This window comes from Bradyrhizobium sp. PSBB068, assembly GCA_016839165.1.
GTDB lineage: Bacteria > Pseudomonadota > Alphaproteobacteria > Rhizobiales > Xanthobacteraceae > Bradyrhizobium.
The window spans coordinates 3,575,118-3,592,186 of record CP069300.1; the positions used below are offsets into that span (position 1 = coordinate 3,575,118).

10 protein-coding genes and 1 pseudogene are annotated in these 17,069 nt (G+C 61.6%); 6 read left to right on the forward strand and 5 right to left on the reverse strand.

Annotation, left to right across the window (positions count from 1 at the left end; genetic code table 11):
* Window positions 1-25: 25 nt before the first annotated feature.
* On the forward strand, window positions 26-844 hold the full coding sequence (locus JQ507_16530) for an APH(6) family putative aminoglycoside O-phosphotransferase (GenBank protein QRI73371.1): 819 nt from the start codon (window positions 26-28) through the stop codon (window positions 842-844).
* A gap of 268 nt (window positions 845-1,112) precedes the next feature.
* On the opposite strand, the gene JQ507_16535 is transcribed toward JQ507_16530, so the two are convergent.
* Window positions 1,113-1,553 (reverse strand): helix-turn-helix transcriptional regulator, encoded by a 441-nt coding sequence (locus JQ507_16535; GenBank protein QRI73372.1) that lies wholly within the window; start codon window positions 1,551-1,553, stop codon window positions 1,113-1,115.
* Window positions 1,554-1,717: 164 nt separating this feature from the next.
* Here JQ507_16535 and JQ507_16540 point away from each other — a divergent pair, with 164 nt between their 5' ends.
* A complete protein-coding gene (locus JQ507_16540; GenBank protein QRI72965.1) occupies window positions 1,718-2,638 on the forward strand; it encodes an alpha/beta fold hydrolase in 921 nt (306 codons plus the stop codon).
* A 124-nt stretch (window positions 2,639-2,762) separates the two neighbouring features.
* On the opposite strand, the gene JQ507_16545 is transcribed toward JQ507_16540, so the two are convergent.
* From JQ507_16545 to JQ507_16555, 3 genes are all read right to left on the reverse strand, one after another.
* On the reverse strand, window positions 2,763-3,029 hold the full coding sequence (locus tag JQ507_16545; GenBank protein ID QRI73373.1) for a hypothetical protein: 267 nt from the start codon (window positions 3,027-3,029) through the stop codon (window positions 2,763-2,765).
* Window positions 3,030-3,328: 299 nt separating this feature from the next.
* The gene (locus JQ507_16550; protein ID QRI72966.1) at window positions 3,329-3,886 is read right to left on the reverse strand and encodes a hypothetical protein; all 558 of its coding nucleotides are present in this window, start codon (window positions 3,884-3,886) and stop codon (window positions 3,329-3,331) included.
* Window positions 3,887-3,958: 72 nt separating this feature from the next.
* The gene (locus JQ507_16555; GenBank protein QRI72967.1) at window positions 3,959-9,646 is read right to left on the reverse strand and encodes a glycosyltransferase family 2 protein; all 5,688 of its coding nucleotides are present in this window, start codon (window positions 9,644-9,646) and stop codon (window positions 3,959-3,961) included.
* 484 nt (window positions 9,647-10,130) lie between these two features.
* Between JQ507_16555 and JQ507_16560 the strand changes: the two genes are divergently transcribed.
* Window positions 10,131-10,532, forward strand: a complete 402-nt coding sequence (locus JQ507_16560) for a hypothetical protein (GenBank protein ID QRI72968.1) — start codon at window positions 10,131-10,133, stop codon at window positions 10,530-10,532.
* Between the two features lie 101 nt (window positions 10,533-10,633).
* A pseudogene (locus tag JQ507_16565) lies at window positions 10,634-11,140 on the forward strand (DUF4347 domain-containing protein).
* Window positions 11,141-11,325: 185 nt separating this feature from the next.
* Here JQ507_16565 and JQ507_16570 read toward each other — a convergent pair.
* The gene (locus tag JQ507_16570; GenBank protein QRI73374.1) at window positions 11,326-14,958 is read right to left on the reverse strand and encodes a DUF4573 domain-containing protein; all 3,633 of its coding nucleotides are present in this window, start codon (window positions 14,956-14,958) and stop codon (window positions 11,326-11,328) included.
* A 313-nt stretch (window positions 14,959-15,271) separates the two neighbouring features.
* Between JQ507_16570 and JQ507_16575 the strand changes: the two genes are divergently transcribed.
* A complete protein-coding gene (locus JQ507_16575) occupies window positions 15,272-15,529 on the forward strand; it encodes a hypothetical protein (protein ID QRI73657.1) in 258 nt (85 codons plus the stop codon).
* Window positions 15,530-15,611: 82 nt separating this feature from the next.
* On the forward strand, window positions 15,612-16,502 hold the full coding sequence (locus JQ507_16580) for a hypothetical protein (protein ID QRI72969.1): 891 nt from the start codon (window positions 15,612-15,614) through the stop codon (window positions 16,500-16,502).
* Window positions 16,503-17,069: the final 567 nt, after the last annotated feature.

Below are 17,069 nucleotides of genomic sequence, written 5' to 3' on the forward strand. Positions count from 1 at the left end.
GCCCTTCACCACCCAGCCTGCCTGGATGTTTGAACCCTATCTCTCGGCCTGGAGCCTGGTCTCCGACGGCGACGTGATCGTCACGCACGCCGCACGGTTGCTGCCGGTGCGGCAGCACGGCGAACCGGCCATGCTCAAGCTTTCGCACGAGCCGAACGAGCGCCTCGGCGGCATCGTCATGGCGTGGTGGGATGGCGACGGCGCGGCGCGGGTCCTGGCCCGTGACGGCAAGGCGCTGCTGCTCGAACGGGCGATGGGTGCAGCGTCGCTGAGCGACATCGCCCGAACCGGCCGGGACGATGAGGCCTGCCGAATTCTCTGCGCAACAGCCGAGCGGCTGCATGCCCGGAGAGCAAAACCGAGGCCGGACTTGACGCCACTCAGAGACTGGTTTCGCGCGTTGTGGCCGGCGGCGAGAGCGCACGGCGGCATCCTGAACCGATCGGCCGACACCGCTGAGGCGCTGCTCGGCGATCCGCGCGAGATCGTGGTGCTGCATGGCGACCTGCACCATGACAATGTGCTCGACTTCGGCGCGCGCGGCTGGCTCGCGATCGATCCCAAGCATCTGGTCGGCGAGCGCGGCTTCGACTTCGCCAACATCTTCACCAACCCCGATCTTGCCGATCCGACACGGCCGGTCGCAACCGAACCCGGCCGCTTTGCGCGGCGTCTCGACGTCGTCGTGGAAACGGCGCGGCTGGATCGCCGGCGCCTGCTGTCATGGATCATCGCCTGGACAGGCTTGTCGGCAGCATGGTTCCTGGGCGATGGCGATCCGCTCGCCGAGATCGACCTTGCGATCGCACGACTTGCCGTAGCGGAGCTCGACCGGATGGCGTGAAGGCGCGCAGCGACTATGCCGCCGCGACGCTGGCCCCGCTCAACGACACGCTCAGGATCCGCCACTTCGAGATATCGAAGAAGTAGGCGGCCTTGATACGTGCGGACGCGGGATCCGGCGCCTGAATCGCCGTGTGGAATTGCCGCGTTCCATCGCTCAGCGAAATCCGGAATGTCTGCATTGGTCGAACCTCCACGCAGCCGATGCTGCGGCAAGGAGGGTTAAGATCCGGTTGCCGGTGACGGTGTCCGCGCCGCGCACGCGCGCCTTACGCGATGCCTTTCCCGGCCGAAGCCTGCGGCGACCGCACCATCGTATCTTCTGCACCGACGACGCGTCCGTCCTGTGCGCGCAGTTCTAGTCGCCGCACCGGCAACCCGTTCTTTCGATCGACCAGGAGCACATGCGCCTCGTCGGGCTCGAAGAAGAAATCCTCGCCCCACTGCCGGAGCGCGACGAGGAGCGGGAACAGCCCGCGACCTTTCTCGGTCAGCACATATTCCTGATACGCGCTTCCGTCCGCCGCGGGCACGGTCTCCATGATGCCGTGCGCCAAGAGATTGCGCAGCCGGGCGGAGAGGATGTTCTTGGCAAGCCCGAGGCTCTTCTGAAATTCGCCAAACCGGCGCAGCCCGTCGAACGCGTCGCGGACGATCAACAGCGACCACCAGTCGCCGATCGCATCGAGCGGCCGGGCCACTCCGCACATCGAGTCCCTGTGGCTCACTCGCTTGGCCATCGTGATCCGCCTGACGTCTTTCATCGCGGCGCGGCCCGAAAAGACCGCCCGATCGAGAACTCGATATATCGGTTGCAAAGTAAAACCTCAAGCGATACATGATGGTTTCAAATTAAAACTATCCGAGGCCCACCATGATCCAACCCGATGCAACGTTCGACGGCACCTTTCCCTTCACGCCGCATTTCAGCGCGGCGCTGGGCTTTCCGATGCATTATGTCGACGAAGGCCCGCGGGACGGCGAGGTGGTGCTTTGCCTCCACGGCGAGCCAACCTGGGGCTATCTGTTCCGGCATCTGGTGTCGGTCCTGCGCGCAACGCACCGCGTGGTCGTCCCGGATCACATGGGCTTTGGCAAGAGCGCAACGCCGGCGCAGCGCAGCTACTGGCTGCAGGATCATGTCGACAATCTCGAGGCCCTGGTCCTTGCGCTCGACCTCACCAATATCACCCTCGTGATGCATGATTTCGGCGGTCCGGTCGGCATGGGGTTCGCGGCACGCCATCCGGATCGGATCCGCCGCGTCATCTCGGCCAACGGACCGACGCCGTTCGGGCAAAGTGATCTGTTCGCGCGCGTCACCGCGAATGCGCAGGTCTCGCCCTGGTTTCAATGGATCGCAGCAGCCGAGACGAACGGCGAGCTCGAGCCGGTGCTCGGCCAACTCGGCTTCAATATTCTCAGCACGCTGAAGCTCAACGGCTTCGAGAACAACGCGGTCATCACCGACGCCTGGCTCGCCGCCTACGGGGCGCCTTTCGCGCGCCCGGCCGACTGCCTCGGCGCGATCGGATGGGCGAAGGGCTTTGCGACCGGGGCGCACCAATTCGAGGCGCCGACGCCTGCCGCCGATCGCGCGATCCGCAGCAGGCCGGCGCTGGCGATCTGGGGCGAAGCGGACCGCACGCTGCATGCAGACCATTTCCTGCCGCTGTTCTCCGCGATCTTCCCGGCGGCGCCGGTCAGGCGCCTTGCCGGCGTCGGGCATTACTGCTTCGAGGATGCGCCGCAGGACATTGCCGGCCTGATCGTGGAGTTCATTGCGCTGACTTGACGGCGGCCCGGCAAGACCTGGCCGTCGGGATCACGCAGCAGAGATCCGGGACATTGATTGGATTACGCCTGCACGGACGACGCGCAGGCCGTCCGCATTCCCATCCAAATCGGCGCGTAGCGGTTCAGCTCGCGCCGGCGAGGATGACGAGGTTGTTGATGACAGGCGTCGAGCAGAACGCCACGACAAGGGCAATCTTGGCAAGGCTTTCACTGCGCCACAGCAGCGCGATGACGAGATAGGTCAAGCCAAGTTTCGGGATCAGCCACCAGACGCCGAACCAGGCCTGGGCCATCTGCATGAACGGATTCGCCTCGCCGAATCCGAGCTCCAGAATCCTGTTGGTGGTGGCGAGGTCAGCGCATCCCAGAACCAGTACGGAAAGCAACAGCAGTGCCTTGACCCAATTCATCTCAACCTCTCGGTGCCGGACGCCGAACGGGCATTGCACCTACCATTCAAGCTGATTCGTTAATTGTTGGTTGGGGCAGGGAACTGCAACCGGGCCAGCTTGCGGAGGCGGTGAGCGTGGCGGAAGGGGTGTCCTGTCAACTCGGCTGGAATGATTTGGCATTTTGAATCATGGTCACCAAAAGCCACGGTATGAACTACGGTCAGCGACAGTTGGGGTGGGCGCGGATTGGTCTTTGCTGGCGAGCATCTGAGCATCGAGATTCTGCCATTCAAAATTCAGTCCTCGATCATCAGACCCGACGGCAAGTAAGCAAGTAACTTTCCGTCCGGCGGACCGTATCTCCAAAAGCGGGCGGCGCGGTGAAAGCCATCGATTAATATCAGAAAGCTGAACGAGCGGCCAAACGTGATCGGATCCGCAGGAAATTCATAGCTCGTTCCCTTGCGAAGCACGTTTCGAGGATCATCTGGATCGACGCTTGTCGTTGTCATGTATTCCTCGAACGAAACAAAGCGTCCCTCGCTTTCGGGATCCCACACATTTGGCGGCACGAACATCGAGCCCAATCTGGTCCGGCCAATTTCGATAACGTCGAATGAGAGCACTCCGGTCAGAAATGCGAGCAGGACGGGCCGAGCGCAAGCGGTACCAAAGGCGAGCTCATATTGTTCGGCTTCGGACAACTGCTCGAATGCCGTCCCGCTCGATCGCTTTGTGACGAGATGCTCCAGATGAGAATAGTGCCGGGCGGCCGCAGAATCTGTCAGCTCGCTGTAAGCCCATCGAGCTTGAACTTCCAACAGGGGCACGTTTTGCAGTCTCAAGTCATCCACTTTCTCTCGATCGAAATTGGGCTAGCTCTATCCAGGCCATTCCGCGATTGCGCCACATTGACAGTAATCGCGCTATTTGGTGCTCAGCCGGTCGCTGACACCATCGTCGCGCTGAACCACCAGGGGAGGGATGCAGACGTAGCTTTGCAATGTGGGATAAGCCAAGTTCATAGCGCCGTCGATCCCCTGATCCTGATCGACGATCGATGTTCCTGGAAACGGCACGAACTGCTTCTTGAGCGGCAGAACGCTGCCCAAGAGGCGCCTCGCTCCGCGTGGACTAATTGAGTATGCCTGTGTTCCGTAGGCGTGCCTGAGCCTGTGGGGGTGATAAATTGGTCGGCCGTCCGAAGTATCGCTCCAGGTAAAAGGTTCGGTTCGATCGTAAAACCGCATCTCCGAGGCGGAGAATCCAAGATCGATCCAGAGGAAAAGTGGATCGTAAATGAACCCCCACAATATTATATCCCAATCGGTTGGAAGCTGGGCCAGCACCGCCAGGCGGTGCTCATCGAATACAGGATGACTAAGCGCGTCGTCCTCGAAGATCGTCAACGGCTGGTCTTGAGACGCGGCCTTTTGCCAAAGCTGTATGTGAGACAGCGCGCAACCCAAGGCTCCCGCGCTGTAGTCAAGTTCAGGGGCAATGAGCCCTTGTCTTTCGAGGTCTAAGCGATCCAGCTTGCGGCCGTCGATCGCTGAAACTCGCTCAAAGTTGCCGAGCTTGGCATTGCGAGATCTGAACTTATCCCAGCGAGCCGTGCTTCGGTCCAAATTGATTACATGAATAGCATTCGCTGATTGCTTATTCTTTTGCGCCGCTCGAAATGGCGCGTTTGACCCCTTTGCTAGCAGGTACGAACCTAAGCCATTTGATACGATCGAGCGAGCCGCAGCCTCGGCGCCGATCGGATTTAGGTGAAATGCGTCTTGAAAAATGTCGGTACGGCCAGCCAATTGCGCTTCCAAATCGCACAGGGCGTGTTCTCCAGAACGAGCAGCCGCGCGAGTGGTCTCGTTGATCAGTACGCGAGTTCGGGCGATGCCGGGATCGATACTTTCGTCCCGCAGATGGGGAATAGTCGCGAACCAAAGCTCGATACCAAACGATCGCGCGGCTAGGGAAAAGAGATCGAGTAGCCGACGACGATCCGCGACGTTCGGCGCGGAAAGCAGGTTTTGGTCGCGCCACGAGTTGTTTGCATTAAGGTCGACGATCGGCTCGAGCCAACAATCGCGGCTCCAAAAGCTCGACTCGAGATTCGCAACATCCACATCCACAATCCCTGTCATCAGAATGACGACGTCAGGCTTGAGCGGTATGATCTTGTTGAGAAACAAGTTCAGCATATGGAGAGTGGTCGCACCGCTGTAGCCCCCGTTTCTCACGATGACATCTACAGCATTCTCGCTACGCAGAATGGTCTCTAGCTTTGCGCAAAATCGGTCATCGGGATCGAGGTACATACCTTCGACCACGCTGTCGCCGAGAACGATCACGGTTTGGGCCGCTGTAGTCGGGGACTTTGATCCACGAATGAAGCCGAGAGCGTCAGTCTCCAGAAGATATGGCTTTCGGACGAGAGTATGATTCCGACTTTGGACGTACTCATCTGAAGGTGTGTGAGAGAAGGACGCATTTGCCGGATACTCCTTCAATCGTATCGCTCTTTTCCCATCGCTGGCTGGAACGGTGTCCTTTCTCGGTGCTTCCCGTGCGGGCTTGGCGGCAAGTTCTCCGGCGATCAGCGGTCGGATTGCCTCCCCATCGGACGCGAAGGTCAGCCATCCGTAGACTTCGCGAGTGTCTAATATCTGTGAGATTCCCGCGCGTCGCGCGCTGTCGGCGAATACCACATATTCATACCGGCCCGATCCATCATCGTAGGTCAATTGCGGTATGGCGTCTGCGCGAACCAGATATGTGCAATGCACCACCGGCACCTCGTGGAGGCCCGGCGACGACCGGCTGAGAATAGTGTTGTATTCGTCGCTCGGAAGAAAATATCCGTTCGCGTCGATCTTCTGGTGATAGTTCGAGTACAGCGGCCGGTCGGCGTCGACACACTTGAGCAGCGGCGCTACGATCGGAAGATTGAGTTCTACAAGGTGCCGCAAGGTGAGGGGACGTAGGTAGTTGTCGACGTCGACCACGAAATAATAGTCGCATCCCAGAGCCAAAGTCTGGTTCATGCTGTGTTGGCGAATTCGACCTAGCACGGAGAAGCGAGTGGCATTCCACTCATGGTCAGCAAAGTCCTGAACGCGTTCCGAAACATTGCTATCGTCAAGTTCTACGTGCGAATATCGCGATCCGACACGCTGAAGCCAGTCCCGGAGAATTTCGGCGGTATCATCCCGGTTGTTGTTGGTCCGGACGTGGAGCGCGATCCGCTCCGACGGATAGTCGAGCGCTTCGATGCAGTCCAGAAACAGCGGCAAGTGGCCAGCTTTGCTTTTGGCAAGAATTGCTATCAGCACTTTGGGAAGCGGACGATTTCCGTCGGGTTCATTGAGTGCATTCGGTAGTTCGACCCTTTCGGATATCCGGTCCTTCGCAAAACGCAGATTGTCTTCTACGCGGCTTCTCAGGCCTTCATCGATTGACGGATTCTGAAGGATGCGAAGGCAGGCGTCCATGCAGCCTTGATAATCGCCAGCCCAAAAAGCGTTGACGGCGAATTCATCGAGTAGTCCGAACTCATAGATCCATTCCTCGGCGAACAGCGCTCCAACAGGCATCGGCAAATCAATGCCGCGGCGCGCGATATCAGCTCCCTCCTTGTTGCGACCCTTTGAACGGCAGTAGCGGCTGGCACCATGCAACGCCTCAGCTCGCGCGAGCTGAGAATCGGCGGCCCGCTGATAAGCCGCGATGACCTCGTGTTCAGGATGATCGAGCGCTTCCTTGAGCCGCGCCGCAGAATAGAGAGAAATAAAGACCTCTTCCTGCCAAAAGCCCATTTCAGCGCGCGCCAAGTAGTGGGGCAGCGCTTTCTCGGGCTCGTTGCAGTCACGATAGCTTTGAGCAAGGTAGAACGTGTAACGAGAGCGGAGAAACGCGTCCGTCTCGTTCTGCAGGGCGCCCTCCAGCAGCGCTGCATCTTTGCGGTATTTCTCGGGATCCTGGCTGCGTGCACCGCCGCCGCCAATCTGGATCGCAAAGCCGGAAGCGGTCTCCCGACCGCGAGCGTCGGCCGGCGCTTCCACGAACTCGTGCAAGACACCTCGAAAATAGAACTCCTTCTTGTTGCTGCAAAGCTGAGGCCGATGATGGCGGATGCCGTTGTGGTTGATGGCCACGTCATAGAGGTCGGCAGTCATGCCAGACTTGAAGGCGGCGACGTCAAACCCCGGCTCGATGGTGAGCGCGTCATCGGCGTCGATGATGAGGGCGTAGTCGACGTCCGGGTTCCGGCGCAGGCAAGCGAGCGCATGCGATCGGTTGTAAGCGAAATCCCGCCAGGGTTCGTCGATGACTTCGCCTGTCAATCCATTGCTGTCGAGCCACTGTCGTATGATGTCTTGCGTGCCGTCGGTCGAGCCGGTGTCTTCGATCAACACATAGTCGATCATCGGTCGAACGCTGTCGAGGCAACGAACGATAACCGCCGCCTCGTTCTTGACGATCATGCACAGGCCGATCGACTTTCCGTTTGGTTTCGACAATCCGGACTCCTTGACCACAGGCTCTTTATTGCTGCGCTCGTTCTCGCACCGCTGGGAAGACGGAGCAGCTGAAACCGCGGTTGGCGGCGCCGAATTGCCTTCAAGTGCAGTACTCACTTCGGCCGCCTCAATCGAGGCGATCCAGGATTCGCTATCGGCGACACCGTAAGATACGAGCAGGCGACGGCCGTCTGGATGCCAAGCCAGCCCCGCCGCGAACTCGACCCCTTTTTCCTTGAAATAGAACGGGCGACTAAGCCGGCGCAGATTATTTTCGCTATCGAACCATACAAAGCGATGCTGATAGAACCTTCGATCGTTCTGCCACTGAACTTCATGAACGAGTGCGAGCCATCCTTCGTCAAACTCAATGAGTTGTGTTCCGCCTCGGAACTGTTCGACGGCGAAGCCGGCATCGCTCTCTGAGACGGTTTCACCCCTGTCGTTTACGATCCTGGTCGGGTCGCATGAGTAGATGAAATGCAGACTTGCGCCCTTGGCTTGCGGCATCCAGTTCTTTTCATGGAGTCGTGGACCCTCAGGACGAAGCACGAGCCACTCAGCGAGTCGGGTTTCCGAATTGCTTCGTTGTTCAATCCGGGCGATCAACTGTTCGCACCAGCCTTCAGCATTCAACTCGCGGACGCATGAGCTGCCCCATAGCGAGCCATTCCAACTGAACAAACGAATATCCTCGAGTCCTTGCACTTCCTCGAATTGGGTTTTTGGGAAGTCGGCGGGCAGCAGAAGTTCGGCCGCAGTTTCCACCTCAAGATCCGCGTTCAACCGTAGCAGATAGTTGCGCGTTCGAATGGGAGCGCCGTTATCTGTCTCATAGGTGCCGTCTTTGAGCAGGCGAAAATTCACTGTCCGCTGCACGAGATAGAGGTCATTTCCATGACGCGAGACAGAGGGATTGGTTGGCCGATAGCCTTGAGGGACGTCGCAATCCACCTGTCGTGCAGAAAATGATCCAAATAGCCGCTCCGCCGGCTGCAGGTAAAAGAATAAGTTTGTCCGCGCGAGCTCACGTGGGGCGTCCGGAATTGCTCGGTTGAGCGCCAGGCTGTTGCAAATCGAGTAGCCACGGTCCCAGCGGGCGGCGTCCTGACTATAATTTGCGGCGATCGAGAATTCCTCGCGAAGGCCGGTCTGGTAGACGTCGGTTTCAATGAAAAGGATGTCGTTTTCGGGGGCCGATATCGAAAGGCCGAGCTCGGAAAAGTGGAGGCTTGTCTCATACCTGCCGCGTTCTCGATAGTATCGTGCCAGTTCGTAAAGGGGTTCCGCGCGTGTCGGCCTTTGCTTGAACGCTTCAAGTGCCTTGCTGACGAAGCCGTCTTCGTCGCCCAGGTCTCGCAGGCACCGTGCGTGCTGCAGCCGTGCCATCCACGCTTCTTCGTCCCAGCCTTCCATGTCCGCGCGCTTGGCAAAGGCTGCGGCGGCTTCGACATATTGGCAGGCATCTCGGTAGGACCACGCAAGATAAAACCAGTACCGAGCGTTGTCGGGCTCAAGGTCGAGCGCCGCTTTGAGTAGTCGGATATCCCGCTCTGATTTGTCGCCACGATTCGATCCATCGGCGTGATCGATGTACCAGGCGCCCTGCAGTTCAACGACGTCTCCCGGGACGTCGATATATTCGTGCGTCACTCCAAAGTACTTCGAACCACTGTCACGCCGAACCAGTCGGGTGTTCCAGTAGCTCAATCCGCCCGACGCGCGCTGCAAGAGGCGGTAGCCTGGACCGGAAAGGGACTTACGAAATTCGGCGTTGTCGACGATGAGCTCCATATCGGCGTCGTTGAACAGGACGTAATCGAACTCAAGCTCTGAGGCGCAGGCACGATCGAGCGCGTCGTTCCGAGCTTGTCCGAAATCGTGGAACGGAATTGTATGAAGTTCTCCCGGAAGATTGCGCCGGGCAAAGAACGTCTTGATGAAGTCCTGCGTGCCGTCAGACGAACCGGTATCGCAGATGACCCAGCAAGCGATGTGGTCAGCGACCGCCGCCAGGCAGCGCTCGAGATTTGCCACCTCGTTCTTGACGATCATGTTCAGGCAAAGGCGCTTATTTTCCACCACCGCCAAACTTTTTCGGTTTCCGCAAGCAATTGTAAAAAGTTCAAACCAGGAAATATTGTGCTCGACGCCCTAGGTCAGCGAACCCGTTGTTCCATCGAACGTCGCGAAACAATTTAGCTGAAATTGTTCGGGCAGCAAATTCAGTGAGTTGTGCGCTACATGCGAGGTCAGCCCGCTGGTTAATGGAAATGGGGAGCGAAATAATTTGATGTATTTTGATTTCGATCTTGAATTTTCTTGCGCTCGCTTTCTCAGTCTGCTTTACATCTTAAGGGATAATTAATTTTGCGGTCCGTCTGCGATTCAGGCGGGAACTTTTTGAATGACGTTCAATCTTGGAATGTGATCTTCAGCGCGTTTTTGGCGACTGAAGTGAGTGTAGCGGGTACCACCCAAGGTTGAACCACTAAATTGTGGTTGGTTCGAGCGTCGGTCTCCGGACAAACGTGCTCCGGGATTCGATCTCGTGAAATGCGTTGGGTGGCGCCGTATGGTTAAGTCAGGTCCGGCCGATAAGTCGGCCTCTTCCCGCAGCTCTGTTTCCGTCACACCTCCCTTAACGGGAGAAGGCATTGCCAAATATGCGGGGCTTCTCTCCGCGGGCATCTCAAACGAAATCACGGTAACCGGATCGTTGCCGCGTGGCGCGACCACCCAGAACATTACCTACTTCGTCGTCGATCGAGCCACGAAGACGATCGTTTCCCAGGTCATTTTACCAGACGCGTCCGATCGCTTCAGCGCGGTCGAGATGCGGATGAAGGTCGGGCGCTACGCGAGTGCCTACGACATCGGCACTTTTGATTCGAACGGCGAGTTTACGGTCTGTCCGTTTCTGTCCGTCCGAAGCTCTCTGAGTCTCTCATCACCAAGCGGACCAAGTAGCAAATAGTCTGAACGCACTACAGAGCGTCTGCACATTGATTTGGGCTGAGGCGGCAACCCGCGCTCGGCCTGACGTGAATTGTTGTAAGTCAAAACAGGACCAATTTCATGGCCCACAAATCAGAGCTTCTGTTCGTCGATCCGCTCGTTCCCGACCTGAACACGCTGCTGGAGAATCTCCGGCCCGAGGTTCGGGCTATTGTGCTCGACGGTGCAAGGCCTGCTGCAAGGCAGATGGCGGAAGCGCTGGTGGGGATCGAAGGCCTCGATGCGATTCACATTGTCGCGCATGGCGCGCCTGGGCGTGTTTGCTTCACATCCGGCGAGTGGTCAGTTGATACCCTGCCAGTTCACGCCAAGGACTTGGCCCGAATTGGTAGCGCTCTTGCTCAAGAAGGAGATGTACGGCTCTGGAGTTGCGATGTCGCTCGAGGCTCTTTCGGCGCGAGTTTCATTGGGGCGCTTGAGCATGAGTTCGGCGCTGGCGTTGCGGCGGCATGTGGGCCGATCGGCGACATGCGCCGCGGAGGGACGTGGCGCCTGGAAAGGTCAAATTGCAACGGGCAGTACTTGCCGTTTGCGCCGGAGATGCAGTCAACCTATGCGGGACTTTTGGCCGTTGTCGATGACTACGTTACGATCAGCGGCTCCGTAGGTAATGGCAGTGGTCACCTGTCGAGCGGCACCTACTATATCGAAACGACAATCGGTGGCGTGGTCACCGTTGTTGGCTCGTTTACGATCCCGAATATCACCAACGTTGCGTTCCAACTCAACGTACTCGTCAGCTCCACAGGCAATTACACCGTCGTCAATTTTTTCGGTTTGACGGTTGACGGTACGAGTAGCGGTGAGACCTTCACGCTGACAGGTCCCAACAGTAATGTGGGTCCCACCGGCGCCACGGGTTCGACCGGTTCAACTGGCGCCACCGGCGCAACAGGATCAACTGGCGCTACAGGTGCGACCGGCGCCACGGGCAGGACGGGCGCGACGGGATCGACCGGCGCTACGGGCGGAACGGGCGGGACAGGATCAACCGGCGCCACAGGTGCGACTGGCGCCACGGGCGGAACGGGCGGGACGGGATCGACCGGCGCCACGGGTGCGACGGGCGCCACGGGCGGGACCGGATCAACCGGCGCCACAGGTGCGACTGGCGCCACGGGCGGGACCGGATCAACCGGCGCCACAGGTGCGACTGGCGCCACGGGCGGGACGGGCGGGACGGGATCGACCGGCGCCACGGGTGCGACCGGCGCCACGGGCGGAACGGGCGGGACGGGATCGACCGGCGCCACGGGTGCGACCGGCGCCACGGGCGGAACGGGCGGGACGGGATCGACCGGCGCCACGGGTGCGACCGGCGCCACGGGCGGAACGGGCGGGACGGGATCGACCGGCGCCACGGGTGCGACCGGCGCCACGGGCGGAACGGGCGGGACGGGATCGACCGGCGCCACGGGTGCGACCGGCGCCACGGGCGGAACGGGCGGGACGGGATCGACCGGCGCCACGGGTGCGACCGGCGCCACGGGCGGAACGGGCGGGACGGGATCGACCGGCGCCACAGGTGCGACCGGCGCCACGGGCGGAACGGGCGGGACGGGATCGACCGGCGCCACGGGTGCGACCGGCGCCACGGGCGGAACGGGCGGGACGGGATCGACCGGCGCCACGGGTGCGACCGGCGCCACGGGCGGAACGGGCGGGACGGGATCGACCGGCGCCACGGGTGCGACCGGCGCCACGGGCGGAACTGGCGGGACGGGATCAACCGGCGCCACAGGTGCGACCGGCGCCACGGGCGGAACGGGCGGGACGGGATCGACCGGCGCCACAGGTGCGACGGGCGCCACGGGCGGGACGGGATCAACCGGCGCCACAGGTGCGACCGGCGCCACCGGCGGAACTGGCGGGACGGGATCGACCGGCGCCACAGGTGCGACGGGCGCCACGGGCGGAACGGGCGGGACGGGATCGACCGGCGCCACGGGTGCGACCGGCGCCACGGGCGGAACGGGCGGGACGGGATCGACCGGCGCCACAGGTGCGACCGGCGCTACGGGCGGAACGGGCGGGACGGGATCAACCGGCGCCACAGGTGCGACCGGCGCCACGGGCGGAACGGGCGGGACGGGATCAACCGGCGCCACAGGTGCGACCGGCGCCACGGGCGGAACGGGCGGGACAGGATCGACCGGCGCCACGGGTGCGACCGGCGCCGCCGGTGCAACGGGCTCGACCGGTGCAACCGGACGAACCGGCGCAACGGGAGCTACCGGCAATACGGGAGCAACGGGCTCGACCGGCGCAACCGGATCGACAGGGGCGACTGGACGTACCGGCGCGACGGGTGCGACCGGACCCAGAGGGCCGACAGGGCCAACGGGACCGCGAGGTAACACTGGTGCAACCGGTCGTACCGGTGCAACTGGATCCACCGGTTCGACGGGCGCAACTGGTGCCACAGGCTCGACTGGAGCAACGGGCTCGACGGGTGCAACAGGAGCCACAGGCTCCACGGGTGCCACTGGTGCTACCGGCGCAACGGGTGCTACCGGCGCCACGGGCGCAACGGGTGCTACCGGCTCGACCGGTGCAACGGGCGCGACCGGTGCGACAGGAGCCACAGGCTCGACGGGTGCCACTGGTGCTACCGGCTCAACCGGCGCAACGGGTGCCACAGGCTCGACTGGAGCAACAGGCTCGACCGGTGCAACAGGAGCGACAGGCTCGACGGGCGCAACGGGTGCCACAGGCTCGACTGGAGCAACGGGCTCGACGGGTGCAACAGGAGCCACAGGCTCCACTGGTGCTACCGGCTCAACCGGTGCAACGGGTGCCACAGGCTCGACGGGCGCAACTGGTGCCACCGGTTCGACCGGTGCAACGGGTGCCACAGGCTCGACTGGAGCAACGGGCTCGACCGGTGCGACAGGCTCGACGGGCGCAACTGGTGCCACCGGTTCGACCGGTGCAACAGGCTCGACGGGTGCCACTGGTGCAACCGGTGCAACGGGTGCCACAGGCTCGACGGGTGCCACTGGTGTTACCGGCTCAACCGGCGCAACGGGTGCCACAGGCTCGACTGGAGCAACAGGCTCGACCGGTGCAACAGGAGCAACAGGCTCGACCGGTGCAACAGGAGCGACAGGCTCGACGGGCGCAACGGGTGCTACCGGCTCAACCGGCGCAACGGGTGCCACAGGCTCGACTGGAGCAACGGGCTCGACGGGTGCAACAGGAGCCACAGGCTCCACTGGTGCTACCGGCTCAACCGGTGCAACGGGTGCCACAGGCTCGACGGGCGCAACTGGTGCCACCGGTTCGACCGGTGCAACGGGTGCCACAGGCTCGACTGGAGCAACGGGCTCGACGGGTGCAACAGGAGCCACAGGCTCCACTGGTGCTACCGGCTCAACCGGTGCAACGGGTGCCACAGGCTCGACGGGCGCTACCGGATCGACTGGAGCAACGGGTGCGACAGGCTCGACGGGCGCAACTGGTGCCACCGGTTCGAGCGGTGCAACGGGTGCCACAGGCTCGACTGGAGCAACGGGCTCGACGGGTGCAACAGGAGCCACAGGCTCCACTGGTGCTACCGGCTCAACCGGTGCAACGGGTGCCACAGGCTCGACGGGCGCTACCGGATCGACTGGAGCAACGGGCTCGACCGGTGCGACAGGCTCGACGGGCGCAACTGGTGCCACCGGTTCGACCGGTGCAACGGGTGCCACAGGCTCGACTGGAGCAACGGGCTCGACGGGTGCAACAGGAGCCACAGGCTCCACTGGTGCTACCGGCTCAACCGGTGCAACGGGTGCCACAGGCTCGACGGGCGCTACCGGATCGACTGGAGCAACGGGCTCGACCGGTGCGACAGGCTCGACGGGCGCAACTGGTGCCACCGGTTCGACCGGTGCAACAGGCTCGACGGGTGCCACTGGTGCAACCGGTGCAACGGGTGCCACAGGCTCGACGGGTGCTACCGGATCGACTGGAGCAACGGGCTCGACCGGTGCGACAGGCTCGACGGGCGCAACTGGTGCCACCGGTTCGACCGGTGCAACAGGCTCGACGGGTGCCACTGGTGCAACCGGTGCAACGGGTGCCACAGGCTCGACGGGTGCCACAGGCTCGACTGGAGCAACAGGCTCGACCGGTGCAACAGGAGCGACAGGCTCGACGGGCGCAACAGGTGCTACCGGCTCAACCGGCGCAACGGGTGCCACAGGCTCGACTGGAGCAACGGGCTCGACGGGTGCAACAGGAGCCAGAGGCTCGACGGGTGCCACTGGTGCTACCGGCTCAACCGGCGCAACGGGTGCCACAGGCTCGACCGGTGCAACAGGAGCGACAGGCTCGACGGGCGCAACGGGTGCTACCGGTTCGACGGGTGCAACCGGCTCGACGGGCAGAGCCGGAGCCACAGGGGCAACCGGCCCGGCGGGGTCGACCGGAGCGACCGGCTCGACTGGTCCACGTGGTCCAAGGGGGCCGACTGGTCCGCGAGGCCACCGTGGTCACACCGGCCCAACTGGTCCGACCGGCACTGCCGGAGCGACGGGAGCAACTGGTGCGACCGGCGCAGCAGGCGCTACCAGTTCGACCGGAGCTACCGGCGCGACGGGAGTTGGAGCGACCGGCTCGACGGGCTCGGCGGGTGCAACGGGAACGTCTGGTAATCATGATGATAAGACGTCGCTGACCACGACGATCAATCCCGATACGACCATTGGCGCGTTGAACCCGGTGCTGCTGAAATTGGAGGCTGCTGTCGCGGACCTGGCGCTTGCAATGGCGGGAGGATCAATGAATGGCCAGCAGTTGCAGGCCGATCTGACGACGATCAAGAGCTTGGCGCAGATGCTGTTGTCCCGCATGGGCAACACGGATGGCGGCTCGGCCTTCGATCAGAACCGTCCGGGTGGTGCCGGAACGATTGGTCAACTCGATCAATCGAACAGGCCCAACCTCAATCTGCCGAAACACGACTCTTAAGGTCGGCGGCTGAAAAAGTGATGGATGAGGAGGCCAGGGATCGCATCCCTGGGCTCCTCTCCGATCAGGCCGAGAATTGCCGATGGTAGGCACTACGAAAATCAATCGCCGACGCTTCCTCGTTCTCTCGGGCAGCGCGGCGGTTCTTAGCGTCGTTGGAATCGGGAGGGGCTTCGGGCGCGAGGTCGCCCCGACAGAAGACCTTCGAAGCGCTCCGATCGAACTGTCGGGCGATTGGCATGCGGCGCCGACCGACGCTGTGATGCGTGTACTCACGCGGATCCGGGAGGTCGATCTGTCGGGAATGCGATTGCTGTCGGATCGGCAACCCAGGAAGCTTCGTATCGAAAACCATAGCGAAGTTGCGCCGGCGATCTGGCTGCACAGCGATCAGCCCGACATGGCTTCGATCGTCGTGAACATCGGCTATGCCGACTGGTGCAGGCTCGCGTATCAATTCGGTCACGAGCTTGGGCATGTCCTCAGCAACAGCTGGCAATTTTCCGCAAAACCACAACCTCCGACACAATGGCTCGAGGAGGTGCTCGTGGAGACATTTTCGGTTCGCGGCCTGCGGCTGCTCGCCGATAGCTGGGAGAAATCGCCGCCATTTGCGGGGGACGCAGGTTTTGCCCGTGCTGTTCGTCAATATGGCTCCGCGCTGCTGGACAAATTCAAAGCTGACTATCTTTCCCCGCTCAAGTGGTTCCGGATGAATCGCGCGAAGCTGGAAATTGGATCCGGCAAGGACGTTCTGTGGGGACCCGCGGTGGTCGGTGTCCTCCAGATCTACGAGGACGTCAAACCTGGCAAACCAACCTGCCTCGATGATCTCGGAGCCTTGAACCGCTGGCCGGAGCGGACCTCCGTTCCGATCGAACGCTATCTCGATTTGTGGACAGAAAGCTGTGTTGCAATTGGCTCCACCGGCGAATTGCCGTCCCGGCTACGGCAATTGTTCGCGATCGCGTGAGATGTCGGTGCGAGCAGGGTCCAATCGCGTCAACCAACTGGAGGGATTTCGGTGTTGCGACCGGTCGAATTCGTCTAGATTGCCGCGATATAGTGAAGATTTTTATTCTGTTGTCGATTTAGGAGGGTGACCGTGGACCCGCATAGCGGAGCCTTTGGGGAGCCGGGACCTGGCAAGTATGTCCGCTTGCTGCAGAACGCAATTGACGATCTTGGTGCGGACGATGAAGCGTCGCGTGATGCGCTTTACAGCCGGGCACGTGCCCTTTTGGAGAGCCGGCTCGCCGCCAGAAGGGATATGTCGCAGGCACAAATCGACACTGAGAAAGGTGATTTCGATCAGGCAGTATGGCGCGTCGAAGGGCAGGTCCGACCCGGCGTAACGGCACCGGTGAGAACGCCATCGTACAATGTCCCCGGCGACCTGGATGTCATCCCGGCTCGGAGCGGTGACCGGTCACACGTTGTGGCGTCACGAGATATTCGTTCCGAACGCCCGCGAGGACGCTCACGCGCCGCCAAAGGGCCGAGCACCTCGCGACGTGCCTGGCAAACGGCGAAAGCGCAA